The following is a 13,723-nucleotide window of genomic DNA, read 5'->3' on the forward strand; positions in this document are numbered from 1 at the left end:
TTCTTTCCACATGTGAGTTCGTCGAGGGACCTGTACCCCTCACCCGAATTCGATCTGCGATCGAATTCGACCTCTCCCCGCAAGCGGGGAGAGGTAAGCAAGCTCACCTCAGCGACAGCCAGCCCAGCGTGAACAGAATTCCGCCGATGATGACGGCCACCGCGACGGCCCAGATGCTGACGCGGGCGCTGCCGGTGACCTGCTTGACTTCCTCGTTCCGCGCGATCTCGCGATTGCGCGCCTTGTTGGCGTTGCCGGTATCCGTCATGGGTCATCCAAATCGCTTGAGACTTTACCTTGCGCGTGATCCTTCGGAAAACCGCTCCACACTTTTCCTGGATCACGCGCTAACGCGTCTTGATGAAGCACATGCCGATGCGGCGCGAGGCCGCGGCGGCCTGGCAGGTCAGACCGCTAGCACAGCTCCATGACGTAAAACTCCTGTCCGGCGTTCCCGATCCCGGATCTTGCAGGGAACAATGCGCGCCCCAGCCGTCCTGATATTCGCTGCCGGCGAGCTCGCGACTGCCGCGGGTCTGCGGCCGACTGGCAAATCCGCGTGAGAAATCAGGGATCTTTCCGGCCGCGAACGCAGTCAGGATGTCGCGGCGGCGGAGCTGGTCGCCGAAGAAGTGTGGCGAGGCCGCCACGATGGCGGCATTCGACGGTCTGTCCGCAAGCCAATCGACGCCCGGGAAATGGAAGCCGCCGATGCCACGGGTCTGGTGACAGCCGGTGCAGGTGACGTCGTTGAGCCGGCGCTGGAAACCTGCGACCGAACGGACGTTCTGCATGTCGAGGCCGCGTGCCGCCGCCTGCTTCAGCGCGCCGACCACGTCATTGTCGGTGAAGACGGGATCGCCTTTGCCCTCCCCCTGCATCATGCCGAACTCCGGCTGCAACGCCGAGGCGTCGAGGCCGGCGGGGGTCGGCACGATTGCGGCCCTGGCCAGGAATTTCTCCGGGATCAACACGGTGCCGCGATCGAACGCGCGTAAGTTCTCCGGCGCGAGCAGCCACGCCTTGAAGTCGCGCCGCAGCGCATCGTCGGCAAGAATGCGATCGCGGTCGATCTGGTTCTCCAGCGTCGATTCCACGAATGTCCTGGTGGCGGCATTGTACTTGAACACCTTGAGAAGATAGTCGGAGCGGAAATCGTGCAGCGCCGATTTCGGCGCGACCGAGACCTGGATGTTGGTCTCGATGCTGTCGAGCATGGCGTCGTCAGGCGGAGCGCGACCGCCGATCAAGCCCTGCCAGTCGCCATTGTCGAGCCAGCGCCGCGCGATCTCGGCGCAGCTGATCGGCTTGCCGTTCGCATCCGTCTGGCGCCCATCGCGCGCCTTCATCACGAGGTTGAATGTCATCGGCAGGCGCGTTGCGGTCTTGCCGCCATTCGGCCCGCTGTCGAAGCGCGCCAGACGATAGATCAGCCGGATCTCGCCACAGGACTCTTCCGAGACATAGGCACGATCCATGCGATTGACGATGCCGGCCAGCACGAAGCGCGCCTCGCGCGATTTCAGATTGGCCCGATCGAACAATTGTACGTCGAAACCCTCGCCGACGCCGATGGTCTCGCCCGGATAGGTCGCCCTGAACCATGCGATATAGCGGTCGAATTCCGCATCGATCGCGGGCAGAATGTCTTTCAGCTGCGGCAGCGAGGCGAACATCGGCTCGGTCGTGAGCGGGACGTCCGAATTCCGCTCCGGCGACAAAAGACGCGAGATCGTCAGCGTGTTGTTCTGGTCGAGCTTGCGCAGGAGATCGGGATCGGTAATCGCGGTGCCGCGCGTCAGCGCGGCATTCTCCGCTGCGAACAGCGAAACCACACCGCCCAGCAATGCGGCGGCAGCAACGAGAATTCGCAAGGCGCGGCCCATGCCTGAGGTAACACCGCGCAGGGACACCTATTCAAGCAAAAAGGCGCCTCACATCGCAGTGAAGCGCCTCTTCGAAAGTCGGATATCGGACGCTCAGCGTCCGGTGATCAGCCCCCTCGAGGTGACGACCACCCAGCGGCCATCCTGGCGGCGGATCGCATCGACACGGCCGACGCCGGGGATGGGGTCGCCGGGATAGACCTCGTAGAGGCCGTCGCGGCCCTCGATCAGCGCGCCGCCATTGCCGGCGCTGCGCAGCCGCCAGCCTTCGATCGTCGGCAGACGCCCAACTTCGGTCTTGGGAGCTGCGGGCGCTGGGACCGGTGCGGCCGCCGCGGTCGCGACCTGCGTCGGCGCGATCGAGCCGGTGGTCTCCTTGGGCACCGCTGCAGCGGCCTGCGCAGGCGCGGCGGGCGGCGTGGCGCGGAGCTTGTCGACGGCCTCGGACAGCTTTGCGATCCTGGCCAACGGCTCGGCCTGCGCCTTTTCGAGCTTGTCCAGGCGGTCGTTGGCCCGGTTGAACTGGGTGAGGCCGGTCTTCGAGCTCTGCTCGACATTGGCCTTCAGGGCGACGAGGTCGGCGTCGATCCGCGCCACGGACGCATCCAGCGCGCTGGTATCGGCGACCTGGACCGGAGCCGGGGCGGGTGCGGCGAAACGCATCATGCCGGCGGTCGCAAGCGCGCCGCTGATCGCGCCGACGCTGGCGGCAATCGCCACCACCGCGGTCATCGCCGACAGCCGGCGCTTGCTGCCGGACTCGCGCGGCTCGTCGGCCTTCCCATGCGGGGCGAACTCCTCGCGCTCCCAGGCGCGGTCGGCGGGCGGCATGACGATGAGCTTGCCGTGCTTCGGCTCAGGCTTGGCCTCAGCTTTGGCGTCAGTCTTGGCGTCAGTCTTGGCTTCAAACTTCGGCACTTCGATCCGCGGCGGCTCAATCTTCGGGGCGTCCGCCTTGACCGGATCGGGCTTGGGCGGCGCTTCGTGGTCGGGGGCGATCGAGGGGGCCTCGATACCCGCGGCAGCCTCGATGGCCTGCGGCGCTGCCGCGTCGATGGCAGCGGAATCCTGGGCAGCCTGCTCGGGCATTGGTTCGCTCACGGCTCAAATACTCCAGTCTCGGTTGACCTTTTGGTAACTTTCATTGCTTGCGAAATCCTTACCTCGGGACCCGCTTACCGAAATTTTAGGAATTCATCCGGGGCCGAATTGGGCCGGGAAAGTGGAACCGGTGTGGCGGGCGTGAAACAGTTCGTAATCGGGGGAAGATGAACGGGGGCGGAATGGCTCCCCATGGCGTCATTGCGAGCGCAGGACTGGTCCGCCGAAGCCTTGGCGAGGGCGGAAGCGATCCAGAGTCTCTCCGCGGAGGCAGTCTGGATTGCTTCGTCGCAAGGGCTCCTCGCAATGACGGAGCGCGCCGCGCGCGCTCCGATCAAATCACTATCCGTCACATCACGACGGGAGCATCCGGCAGCTCGTTCGCATGCGGCCCTTGCTTAGGAAAATGCTTTGCCATTTCGCGCGAGACGGCCTCGATGCCACTGATCACGCCGCGTTCGAACCGGCCCGATCTGAACTCGGCCTCTATCGCGCGACAGATCGTCTCCCAACCCTCCGCGCCGACCTTCGCGTCGATGCCGCGATCGGCGATGATCTCGACGTCGCGGTCCGCGAGCAGGAGATAGATTAGAACGCCATTGTTGTGGGCGGTGTCCCAGACACGCAGATGCGAGAACACGTCGAGCGCGCGCTCGCGGGCCGGCTGGTTGCGGAACAGCGGGCCGCCGTCGAGCGCCCCTTCGACGACGAAGCGGACCTGGCCGGAATGGGTGGCTTCGCCGCGCTTGATCGCCTGCTCGATGCGGTCGAGCACCGCTTGCGGAAAGATCTGCTTCGCCCGCCAGTGATGCTGCACGAGATGTCGGGCAATGCGCTTGATGCTCATGATCGCTACCAGCTCCCCGAGGCGCCGCCGCCGCCAAAACTGCCGCCGCCGCCGCTGAAGCCGCCGCTACTCGACGATCCGCTACTCCATCCGCCGGAGGAGCCGCTCGACCACGAGCCGCCGCGCGAGCGGCCCGTGCCCGGCGTGATCGCCGAAAACAGATCGGCGATGAATCCGACGATGAAGCCGAGGATGCCGACAGCCGCCGCGAGCGCCGCGGAGCCGAGAATGAGCCAGGTTACCGCTGCGATGATGCCCCCGGTCACCAATGATCCGAGCAGCCGCCCCAGGATGGCGCGGAAGAACCCGCCGACGCCGATCGAGGCAAACAGCGCCACCGCAAACACCGGCGCCAGATCATCCAGACTATTGTGGGCGAAGTTGACGCTGCGCGAGGGTGACGGCAGCGGCTCGCCGTCGATCACCCGCAACATGCGGTCCACGCCTGCGCTGATGCCCGCGGCGAAATCGCCACTCCTGAACTTGGGGGTGATCGCCTCGTCGATGATGCGCCGAGAGGTGACGTCGGTGAGCACGCCTTCGAGACCGTAGCCGACCTCGATGCGCAAATGCCGGTCGTTCTTGGCGACGACGAGAATCGCGCCGTCGTCGACCTTCTTGCGACCGATCTTCCAGGCCTCCGCGACGCGAATCGAGAATTGCTCGATCGTCTCCGGCTGCGTGGTCGCGACGATCAGGACAGCGATCTGGCTGCCCTTGCGGTTTTCGAAGTCGCGCAGCTTTTGCGTGAGCGTGGCGATGTCGCTGCTGGAGAGCGTGCCGGTCTGATCGACGACACGGCCGGTGAGCTGGGGGACGGCGACGTCGGCATGGGAGGGGAAGGCAAAGGTGAGGAGGAGGGCGATGGCGAACACAAAAGAGGCGATCGCTCGATGCGCCCACCAAATCCTCGCTGTCATCGCCCGGCTTGACCGGGCGATCCAGTATTCCAGAGACGCCCGTGGGATGCGGAGAGGCTGCGGCGTACTGGATTCCCCGCCTTCGCGGGGAATGACAGCGGAGTGTGGGGCGCGCATTCGAAACGACGCGCTTACTTCGACGGCGCCGGCGCCGCGTTAAAGTCCACCTTCGGCGCGGTAGAGATCGCCTTCTCGTTCTCGACCGTGAAGTTCGGCTTCTCCTTGTAGCCGAACGCCATCGCGGTGAGATTGGTCGGGAACGAGCGGACGGTGACGTTATAGTCCTGCACCGCCTTGATGTAGCGGTTGCGCGCCACCGTGATGCGGTTCTCGGTGCCCTCGAGCTGCGACATCAAATCCTTGAACAGGGCATCGGACTTCAGCTGCGGATAGTTCTCGGTCACGACCAGGAGGCGCGACAGCGCGCTGGAGAGCTCGCCCTGGGCGGCCTGGAATTTCTGGAACGCGGCGGGATCGTTCAGCACCTCCGGCGTCGCCTGGATGCTGCCGACCTTGGCGCGTGCATTGGTCACGCCGAGCAGCACGTCCTTCTCCTGCTGGGCAAAGCCCTTCACCGAGTTGACGAGATTGGGCACGAGATCGGCGCGGCGCTGATACTGGTTCACGACCTCGGACCAATTGCCCTTGATCTGTTCGTCCTCGCTCTGGATCGCGTTGTAGCCGCAATTGGTCAGGCTCAGCGAGGCCAGGGCGGCCAGCACGGTCAGGATCTTGCGCATTAAATTTCTCCCGGTGGAATCCGGCGCAAACTATCAGATTGCGCGCCTGAGAAAAGCAGCAGGCTGACGCAAGCCTCTTGCCTCGCACCGGCCGACATAGTCAACTCCGGCAAAACAAGAGCGGAAACACCAGGGGGAACGCGATGTCCTCGTTCGAGACCATCCTCGTGGAACGGCCTGAGCCGGCGATCGTCCGTGTCGTGATGAACCGGCCCGAGGCGCGCAACGCGCAGAACCTGCAAATGACCTACGACCTCAACGCCGCCTTCGACGCGGCGGTGCAGGACGATGCGGTCAAGGTGATCATTCTCGCCGGGAACGGCCCGCACTTCTCCTCCGGCCACGACCTGCGCCCCGGAGACAAGAATACCGCAGGGGTCGATTTCCCGCCGATTGGAAATTGGGGCGGTTTCGCCGAGCCGAACGCCCATGGCCGGTTCGCCCGCGAGCAGGAGATTTATCTCCAGATCACCCGGCGCTGGCGCAATCTGGCAAAGCCCACCATTGCCGAGGTGCATGGCAAGTGCATCGCCGGCGGCTTGATGCTGGCCTGGGCCTGCGATCTCATCGTCGCCAGCGACGATGCGCAGTTCTGCGATCCCGTCGTCACCATGGGCGTGTGCGGCGTCGAATGGTTCGTGCATCCCTGGGAGCTGGGACCTCGCAAGGCCAAGGAGTTCCTGTTCACCGCCGACAGCTGGAGCGCGCAGGAGGCGCACCAGCTCGGCATGGTCAACCAAATCGTGCCGCGCGCCGAGCTCTCGTCGCGCGTGCTGGAGCTGGCGCGAAGGATCGCGACAAAACCGTCCTTCGCGCTGAAGCTGACCAAGGAGGCGGTCAACCGCTCGGTCGACGTCATGGGCCAGCCGGCCGCGATCGACCAGGCCTTCGCGCTGCATCAGCTCTGCCACGCGCACAATCTCCAGGAGTTCGGCATGATCGTCGATCCATCCGGCCTGCATCCCTCCGTGCGCAAGCCGCCGGCCGCCGCGGAGTAGACGCGATGGATCTCAATCTCAGTGACGAGCAAAAGTTGCTGCGCGAGAGCGCGGAACGATTCGTGGCCGAAAGCTACGATGCGGAGCACCGCCGCAGAATCGCGAATGATCCGCTCGGCTTCAGCCCGGCCGTTTGGAAGCAATTCGCCGAGCTCGGCTGGCTGGCGCTGCCGCTTCCGGAAGAGTTCGGCGGGCTCGGCGGCGGCGCGGTCGACATCGGCATCTTGATGGAGGCCTTCGGCCGGGGCCTGGTTTCTGAACCTTATGTCGCAACAGTCGTGCTCGGGGCCGCGCTGATCGCCAGATGCGGCACCAGCGAGCAGAAGCAGGCGAGCCTGCCCAAGGTGGCGGACGGATCACTGAAGCTTGCCCTGGCGCATTCGGAGCGCGCCGCCCGGTTCGATCTTGCCAAGGTCACGACCAGCGCCAACAAGACCGGACAAGGCTGGCGCCTTTCCGGCAGCAAGATCGCCGTGCTCGACGGACATGCCGCCGACGAGATCATCGTCTCCGCCCATATCCACGATCATCGGGGCCCCTCGGGCCGGATCGGCCTGTTCCTCGTGCAGGCGACGACGTCAGGCCTCGTCATCAGTGATTATCCGCGTCTCGGCGGCGGACGCGCCTGCAACATTGAGCTGTTCGACGCGCATCTGCCGGAAGACGCCCTGCTCGGCGACGGCAGCGACGCCGTGCCCGCGATCGAATGGGCGATCGATCGCGCCATGGCCGCGCTCGGTGCGGAAGCTGTCGGCATCATGCAGACGCTGCTCGACACCACGCTCGACTACACCAAGATCCGAAAACAATTCGGCCGGCCGCTCTCCGCCAACCAGGTGATCCGCCACCGCCTCGCCGACATGGCGATGCAGGTGGACGAGGCCCGCTCGATGGCGCTGCGCGCGGCGTTGAAGGCCGATAGCGCGCCGATCGAGCGTGCCCGGGCAGCCTCGGGCGCGAAGGCGAAGATCGGCAAATGCGCGCGCTTCGTCGGCGAGCAGTCGATCCAGCTCCATGGCGGCATGGGCGTCACCGAGGAGCTTGAGGTCGGCGCCTATTTCAAGCGCCTCGTCGCGTTCGACACGCTGTTCGGCGGCAGCGCGCATCACTATGCCCGCCACGCCGAGCTGAGCCGCAGGGCCATCTCTGCTTAACAAGGAGCGCACCATGGACCTGTCGTTCAATGCCGAGGAGCGCGCCTTCCAGAGCGAGGTGCGCGGCTTCATCGCCAAGAATCTCACCGAGGAAATGAAGCGCGCGACCGCGCTGACGCCATCGGTGTTCTCCGATCCCGACATCGGCATGGCTTGGCAGCGAGCGCTGCACGCCCAAGGCTGGGGCGCGCCGGGCTGGCCGGTCGAATATGGCGGCCCCGACTGGACGCCGGCGCAGCGCTGGATCTTCGAGACTGAATGCGCCCGCGCCGGCGTGCCCAACGTCAACGTGATGGGCGTGAAGATGGTCGGGCCCGTCATCATCGGCTTCGGCAGCCCCGAGCAGAAGAATTTCTACCTGCCGCGGATTCTCTCCGGCGAGGATTATTGGTGCCAGGGCTATTCCGAGCCGGGCTCCGGCTCAGATCTGTCGTCCCTCAAGACGCGCGCGGTGCGCGACGGCGACGACTACATCATCAACGGCACCAAGATCTGGACCACGCACGCCCATCACGCCAACCGCATGTTCGCGCTGGTGCGCACCAGCGATGGGCCGCGGCAGCAGGACGGCATCAGCTTCATCCTGATCGACATGAAGACGCCGGGCATCACCATCCGTCCCATCCTCACCATCGGCGGCGACCACGAGGTCAACCAGGTGTTCTTCGACGACGTCCGCGTGCCCGTCGCCAACCGCGTCGGCGAGGAAGGCAAGGGCTGGACCTACGGCAAATATCTGCTCGAGTTCGAGCGCGGCGCGGGCATCGCCTCGGCCAAGCTGCGCGAAGGATTGAAGGCGGTTGCCGATCTTGCCGAGTCCGACCTCACGGGCCGCGCCATCGACAGCCCCGACATCGCGACGCGGATTGCCGAGGTCGAGGTCGACATCGACGCGCTCGAGATGACGGAGCTACGCGTGCTCTCGGCACTCCAGACCGGCCAGAATCCCGGCGCGGTGTCGTCGATCCTGAAGCTGCGCAACAGCGAGATCCGCCAGGCCGTGACGCGGTTGGGAGCCGACGTGATCGGCCACGACGCCCTCGCCGTCGAGCCGATGCGCCCGCTCTACAGGCTCAACCACGAGCCGGCGACGCCTGAGGAGATGCTGACGGTGATGCCGGAATATCTCAACGGCCGCGCCTACACCATCTTCGGCGGTACCTCGGAAATCCAGCGGGATATTATCGCGAAGATGATGCTGGGGATTTGACGGGCGGGCTGGCGTGGATAGAGCCGCTCGCTCGGTGTCGTCCCCGCGAAGGCGGGGACCCATAACCACAGGAAGATGTGGTTATGGGGACTCGGAGTTGCCAGCTTCGCACGACAACCACTTCTGTGGTTATGGGTCCCGGGCTCGCGCTTTGCGCGCCCCGGGACGACGAGCTGAGTTTGGTGCAATAGCCTGCGCAACAGCTAGCGCACTTACCCCGCCGCCTTCGCGTCCCGGATCGCCTGCCAGATCTTCTGCGGCGTCAGGGGCGTGTTCAGCTGGGTGATGCCGAGCTCGGCGAGTGCGTCCATCACGCCGTTGGTGACGCAGGGCGGGCCGCCGATGGCGCCGGATTCGCCGCAGCCCTTGGCGCCGAGCGGATTGGTGCGGCAGGGCGCGGAATCGTCCAGCGTCACCACGATCGGCGGCACGTCGTCGGCGCGCGGGATGCAGTAATCCTGGTAGCTCGCGGTCAGCAGCTGGCCGTCGGCATCATACGACACGCCTTCATATAGCGCCTGGCCGATGCCCTGCGCGACACCGCCATGGATCTGCCCGGTCACCAGCATCGGGTTCACGGCGACGCCGACGTCGTCGACCGTGGTGTAGCGCACGACCTTGGAGACGCCGGTCTCGGGGTCGATCTCGACCTCGCAGATATGCGTGCCGTTCGGCCAGCTGGGACCGTCGACCTCGCCTTCGGAATCGACGCTGAGCCTGGCGCCGCTCTCCTTCTCGGCGAGATCGAACAGGCTGATGCGGCGGTCGGTGCCGACCACGGTGAGCATGCCGCCCTGATATTCGATATCCTCGACCGAAGTCTCCAGCACGTTCGCGGCCTTCTCGCGCGCCTTCTGAATCAAGTCATTCGAGGAGACCGCAACCGCGGTGCCGCCGACAAACAGCGACCGCGAGCCGACGCTGCCGAAGCCCATGGCAAGATCGGTGTCGCCCTGCACCACGTCGATCTTGTCCATGGCAATGCCGAGCGTGTCGGAGATCATCTGGGTGTAGGTGGTCTGCAGCCCCTGCCCCATCGCCATCGTGCCGGAATGCAGCACAACGCGGCCTTGCGAGGTCGCTTGCAGCGTGACCTTCTCGGTGTGGGCGCGGCCGCCGGTCCACTCGATGTAGGAGGTGAGTCCGCGGCCGTAGAGCAGGCCCTTCTTCTTCGCGGCCTTCTTGCGCGCGGCAAAGCCGTCCCAGTCAGCGAGCTTCACGGCGCGGTCGAGCATGTGCGCGAAGGCGCCGGAATCGTAGACCTGGCCGGCCGCATTGGTGTAGGGCAGCTGCGCCGGTTTGATGTAATTGGCTTTGCGGATCGCGCGCGGATCCATGCCGATTTTTCGCGCAGCGGCGTCGAACAGGCGCTCGACGATGAACACCGCCTCAGGGCGGCCGGCGCCACGATAGGCCCCGACCGGCGCGGTGTGGGTCATCACCGACTGCACCTCGAAGTGCACCAGCGGCAGGTCGTAGACACCGGTCTGTACGAACGGCCCGAGCACCAGCGGGATGATGTTGGCCGCGCCCGAGGAATAGGCCCCGGTGCAGCCGATCGACTTGACGCGATAGGCCAGCACCTTGCCCTTCTCATCCAGCGCGAAGGACGCCGTGGACGTGAGATCACGGCCGTGGGTACCGCCGACGAACTCGTCGGTGCGGTCGCCGCGCCAGCGGATCTTCTTGTTCAGCTTGGTCGCGGCATAGGCGACGATGCCGTCCTCGGGATAGAGATTGGTCTTCTGGCCGAAGCCGCCGCCGATGTCGCCGACCAGCACGCGGACACTGTCCTTGGGACGCTTGAGCACGGCTTCCGCCAGCACGTCGCGGGTCGAGGCCGGCGTCTGCGACTGCACGTGCAGCAGGAGACGGCCGGACTTCTTGTCGATCTCGGCAATGGTCGAGCGCGGCTCCATCGCGGACGGAACGAGACGCTGGCTGACGATATCGAGCTCGACGGTGTGCGCCGCCTTGGCAAAGGCCTCGTCGACCTTAGCGGCATCGCCGTAGCTCATGGCGCCGACGATGTTGTCGGGCGCCTCCGGCCACACCACGGGCGCGCCTGATTTCACCGCCTCGACGGGATCGACCACCGCGGGCTGCACATCGTATTCGACCGCGATCGCCTCGGCCGCGCTCTGCGCCTCCACGCGCGATGACGCCACCACCGCGGCCACGGCCTCGCCGGCGTAGCGGACGACCTCGTGGGCGAGCAGCCGGCGCGGCGGCACGGTCATCGGCTTGCCGTCCGGGCGCTTGAAGATGTTCAGCGTCGGGATGGTGCCGATGTCGTCCTTGACCAAGTCCGCGCCGGTGTAGATCGCGGCAACGCCCGGCATCGAAGCCGCGGCGCTGGTGTCGATCGAGACGATCTTGGCGTGGGCGTGCGGCGAGCGCAGCACGTGCAACCACAGCGCGCCGTCGGCCGGCTTGTCGTCGATGAACTGTCCCTTCCCGGTGAGCAGCCTCTGGTCTTCCAAACGCTTGACGGGCTGCCCCGCTCCGAAACGCAAATTGCCGGGAAGAATGTTCATTCCGCTGTATCCTCGAGATCGGGAAAAACGACGGCGGCGGTTTTAACCGATTTTGCGCGCCAGACAACCGAGCCCCGGCGCATCTGCAATGCGCGTCAGGGCCCCTTGCAGGCGCGGATTGGGCGGCTAGGACCTGTCGATATCGACAATGCTCACATTCACGTCACGGGTGTCCGAGCCGCGCTTGACCGTGAGCCGAACGGTCTTTCCGGCCCCGGCCTGCTCGAGCGCATCGGTCAGGTCGGCAAGGCGCCGCACCGGCTTGCCTTCCACCGCGGTGATGATGTCTCCGACCGCTCCCGTGGAAAAGTTGACACCGCGAATCCCCGCCCGCTCGGCAGGACTGCCGGGGGCCGTCCGGACCACGATCACCCCTTCGACAGCAAGCCGGGTCGACACATCCTCGCCGGCGGCCACGATGCCGATGCCTGGCGTCGGCACGCGGCCGTTGCGGATCAGCTCAGGGACGATCCGGTTCACGACGTCGACCGGGACCGCGAAGCCGATGCCGGCGTTCGATCCGGACGGCGAGATGATCGCCGTGGTGACGCCGATCAGCCGGCCGGCGGAATCCAATAGCGGCCCGCCCGAATTGCCGGGATTGATCGCGGCATCGGTCTGGATGACGTTGGCGATCTCGCGGCCGCCATGGGTCGGGAGCCGTCGCTTGAGCGCGCTGATGATGCCGGAAGTCATCGACTGATCCAGCCCGAAGGGATTGCCGATCGCGAAAGCGGATTGTCCGACTTTCAGGTCGCTCGAACTGCCGAGAGCGATCGGCGCTGGAAGCTGGCGCACGCTGCGGATGCGCAACACCGCGAGATCGTAATTGGGCGCCGTGCCGACCAGGTCGACCTGGGCCACCTCACCCGAGGCAAAGCGCACGGCGATCTCGCCGCCATTGGCGACAACATGATTGTTCGTCACCAGGTGGCCGTCGCGGTCCCAGACAAATCCCGTGCCGGAAGCACCGCCGCCGGCCTGGCTCTCCTCGCCCATGAGGGGACTTGCCGCCGACTTGGCCGCAACCTGAACGACCGACGGCGATACGCGCTCGAAGATGTCGATGGTTGCCTTCTCGCCGTCCCACAGCGGCCCGCGCTGCTCGACGGCACGTGCGGAGGGCGCGGCCCATGGGACATACGAGACGGGGACATGCAGGATCTTCGCGGCCGTGACCGCGACCAGCAGGGCGGCGAAGGCTGCCGCGGCAATCGCATAGCGACGATTCATTGGGTGATCACCGTGTCTTGTGCTGAATGCGGGCTGTGAGATGCACATGCATGAAGTGGCAGGATCTCGCTTACGCAGCAACGTCGCAAACGCGCGGAAGTTTCTCGGTCAGGTATGGACCATTTTGCGCCCGGCACGGATGCCGGGGCATATTGCCGCGTGGCGAGCTATTCCAGCTCGCGCAGCGCCGTTTCCACGATTTTGCGCGCATCCGCCGTCAGTGGCGCCTGCGGCGGGACGGGGCCGCCGACGTCATAGCCCTGGATCGCAAGGCCGGCCTTGATGCACGCCGCGAGATTGAAACGGGCGAAGGCTTCGTTGATCCGCCACAGCCGCCGCTGCAGCGCCATGGCCTCGTCCCAGCGGCCGGCCGTGCATAGATCGTAGAGCATCACGCTCTGGCGCGGGGTGATGCAGGCAGGTCCCGCCATCCAGCCGCGGCCGCCGATCAGCATCACCGCCGCCGGAATGTGGGCGGAGGCGGAGAACACGCGCAAGGAGTCCCCGCAGCGGTTCATGATCGATAGCAGCCGACCGGTGTTGGTCGAGGCATCCTTGATGTAGCCGATGCGCGGATGCTCGGCGAGGCGCGCGATGACGTCGAGCGTGAGATCGGAGCGCTGGAATTGCGGATTGGTGTAGATGACGACGGGAATGTCGACGGCATCGGCAATGGCGCGGAAATAGGATTCGACCTGCGCATCGGCCAGCGGGAAATACGCCTCCAAAATCGCAAGGATGCCGTCGGCCCCACACTTCTGGCAGGCTTTCGCCTGCGCCACCGCATCCGCCGTCGCGGTCGAGGCGACGCCGGCGATAACAGGCACGCGGCCCTGCGCGGCCTCAATCGTGGTCTGCACGACCGCCGTACGTTGCGCGGCGTTTAGGTAAGCGAATTCGCCGGTCGAGCCCAACGGCGTCAGCCCGTGCACGCCGGCGCCGATCAGGTCGTCGCAGAGTTTTGCCAGCACGTTGGTTCGCACCGTGCCGTCGGCATCGATGGGCGAGACGAGATACGGAAAGACACCGTGGAATTCGGACATGCGGCGCGGATCCCGGTCGATTGGTTTGCGGCTGACGGCTATTACCAATGCCGG

At 65.7% G+C, this 13,723-nt stretch carries 12 protein-coding genes; 3 read left to right on the forward strand and 9 right to left on the reverse strand.

Annotation, left to right across the window (positions count from 1 at the left end):
* Positions 1-103: 103 nt before the first annotated feature.
* The 6 genes from XF30_RS38760 to XF30_RS35005 all read right to left on the reverse strand — a co-directional run bounded on the left by XF30_RS38760 (position 104) and on the right by XF30_RS35005 (position 5,494).
* A complete protein-coding gene (locus tag XF30_RS38760; protein WP_167361650.1) occupies positions 104-268 on the reverse strand; it encodes a hypothetical protein in 165 nt (54 codons plus the stop codon).
* A 79-nt stretch (positions 269-347) separates the two neighbouring features.
* Positions 348-1,886, reverse strand: coding sequence for a hypothetical protein (locus XF30_RS34980; RefSeq protein ID WP_109145233.1), 1,539 nt, complete (start codon positions 1,884-1,886; stop codon positions 348-350).
* A gap of 93 nt (positions 1,887-1,979) precedes the next feature.
* The gene (locus XF30_RS34985; RefSeq protein WP_192893481.1) at positions 1,980-2,975 is read right to left on the reverse strand and encodes a hypothetical protein; all 996 of its coding nucleotides are present in this window, start codon (positions 2,973-2,975) and stop codon (positions 1,980-1,982) included.
* A 361-nt stretch (positions 2,976-3,336) separates the two neighbouring features.
* A complete protein-coding gene (locus XF30_RS34990) occupies positions 3,337-3,834 on the reverse strand; it encodes a TPM domain-containing protein (RefSeq protein WP_036009684.1) in 498 nt (165 codons plus the stop codon).
* Between the two features lie 5 nt (positions 3,835-3,839).
* A complete protein-coding gene (locus tag XF30_RS34995) occupies positions 3,840-4,754 on the reverse strand; it encodes a TPM domain-containing protein (RefSeq protein ID WP_036009682.1) in 915 nt (304 codons plus the stop codon).
* Between the two features lie 131 nt (positions 4,755-4,885).
* On the reverse strand, positions 4,886-5,494 hold the full coding sequence (locus XF30_RS35005; protein ID WP_109145235.1) for a LemA family protein: 609 nt from the start codon (positions 5,492-5,494) through the stop codon (positions 4,886-4,888).
* A gap of 143 nt (positions 5,495-5,637) precedes the next feature.
* On the opposite strand from XF30_RS35005, the gene XF30_RS35010 reads away from it, so the two are divergent.
* The 3 genes from XF30_RS35010 to XF30_RS35020 are packed head-to-tail and all read left to right on the forward strand — an operon-like array spanning position 5,638 to position 8,856.
* Positions 5,638-6,492: an enoyl-CoA hydratase gene (locus XF30_RS35010; protein ID WP_036028670.1), complete on the forward strand. Its 855-nt coding sequence runs from the start codon at positions 5,638-5,640 to the stop codon at positions 6,490-6,492.
* A gap of 5 nt (positions 6,493-6,497) precedes the next feature.
* On the forward strand, positions 6,498-7,646 hold the full coding sequence (locus XF30_RS35015; RefSeq protein WP_036009678.1) for an acyl-CoA dehydrogenase family protein: 1,149 nt from the start codon (positions 6,498-6,500) through the stop codon (positions 7,644-7,646).
* 13 nt (positions 7,647-7,659) lie between these two features.
* Positions 7,660-8,856: an acyl-CoA dehydrogenase family protein gene (locus XF30_RS35020; protein WP_057027761.1), complete on the forward strand. Its 1,197-nt coding sequence runs from the start codon at positions 7,660-7,662 to the stop codon at positions 8,854-8,856.
* 212 nt (positions 8,857-9,068) lie between these two features.
* Here the strand turns inward: XF30_RS35020 and XF30_RS35025 are convergent, their stop codons facing one another.
* The 3 genes from XF30_RS35025 to XF30_RS35035 all read right to left on the reverse strand — a co-directional run bounded on the left by XF30_RS35025 (position 9,069) and on the right by XF30_RS35035 (position 13,669).
* Complete coding sequence (locus XF30_RS35025; RefSeq protein ID WP_109145236.1) at positions 9,069-11,393, reverse strand: xanthine dehydrogenase family protein molybdopterin-binding subunit; 2,325 nt, start codon at positions 11,391-11,393, stop codon at positions 9,069-9,071.
* A gap of 126 nt (positions 11,394-11,519) precedes the next feature.
* Entirely contained in the window at positions 11,520-12,626 is a 1,107-nt protein-coding gene (locus tag XF30_RS35030; RefSeq protein ID WP_036009668.1) for a S1C family serine protease, read from the reverse strand.
* A gap of 167 nt (positions 12,627-12,793) precedes the next feature.
* Complete coding sequence (locus tag XF30_RS35035; protein WP_109145237.1) at positions 12,794-13,669, reverse strand: dihydrodipicolinate synthase family protein; 876 nt, start codon at positions 13,667-13,669, stop codon at positions 12,794-12,796.
* Between the last annotated feature and the right edge of the window lie 54 nt (positions 13,670-13,723).

The sequence above is a fragment of the Bradyrhizobium sp. SUTN9-2 genome (assembly GCF_003122645.1).
Lineage (GTDB): Bacteria > Pseudomonadota > Alphaproteobacteria > Rhizobiales > Xanthobacteraceae > Bradyrhizobium > Bradyrhizobium yuanmingense.

What these genes read in the sequence shown, in the direction of transcription:
- XF30_RS34995 (WP_036009682.1), bottom strand. Translation starts at nt 4,754, where the DNA reads ATGACAGCGAGGATTTGGTGGGCGCATCGAGCGATCGCCTCTTTTGTG.
- XF30_RS38760 (WP_167361650.1), bottom strand. Translation starts at nt 268, where the DNA reads ATGACGGATACCGGCAACGCCAACAAGGCGCGCAATCGCGAGATCGCG.
- XF30_RS35030 (WP_036009668.1), bottom strand. Translation starts at nt 12,626, where the DNA reads ATGAATCGTCGCTATGCGATTGCCGCGGCAGCCTTCGCCGCCCTGCTG.
- XF30_RS35005 (WP_109145235.1), bottom strand. Translation starts at nt 5,494, where the DNA reads ATGCGCAAGATCCTGACCGTGCTGGCCGCCCTGGCCTCGCTGAGCCTG.
- XF30_RS34980 (WP_109145233.1), bottom strand. Translation starts at nt 1,886, where the DNA reads ATGGGCCGCGCCTTGCGAATTCTCGTTGCTGCCGCCGCATTGCTGGGC.
- XF30_RS35015 (WP_036009678.1), top strand. Translation starts at nt 6,498, where the DNA reads ATGGATCTCAATCTCAGTGACGAGCAAAAGTTGCTGCGCGAGAGCGCG.
- XF30_RS35025 (WP_109145236.1), bottom strand. Translation starts at nt 11,393, where the DNA reads ATGAACATTCTTCCCGGCAATTTGCGTTTCGGAGCGGGGCAGCCCGTC.
- XF30_RS35010 (WP_036028670.1), top strand. Translation starts at nt 5,638, where the DNA reads ATGTCCTCGTTCGAGACCATCCTCGTGGAACGGCCTGAGCCGGCGATC.
- XF30_RS35020 (WP_057027761.1), top strand. Translation starts at nt 7,660, where the DNA reads ATGGACCTGTCGTTCAATGCCGAGGAGCGCGCCTTCCAGAGCGAGGTG.
- XF30_RS34985 (WP_192893481.1), bottom strand. Translation starts at nt 2,975, where the DNA reads ATGCCCGAGCAGGCTGCCCAGGATTCCGCTGCCATCGACGCGGCAGCG.
- XF30_RS35035 (WP_109145237.1), bottom strand. Translation starts at nt 13,669, where the DNA reads ATGTCCGAATTCCACGGTGTCTTTCCGTATCTCGTCTCGCCCATCGAT.
- XF30_RS34990 (WP_036009684.1), bottom strand. Translation starts at nt 3,834, where the DNA reads ATGAGCATCAAGCGCATTGCCCGACATCTCGTGCAGCATCACTGGCGG.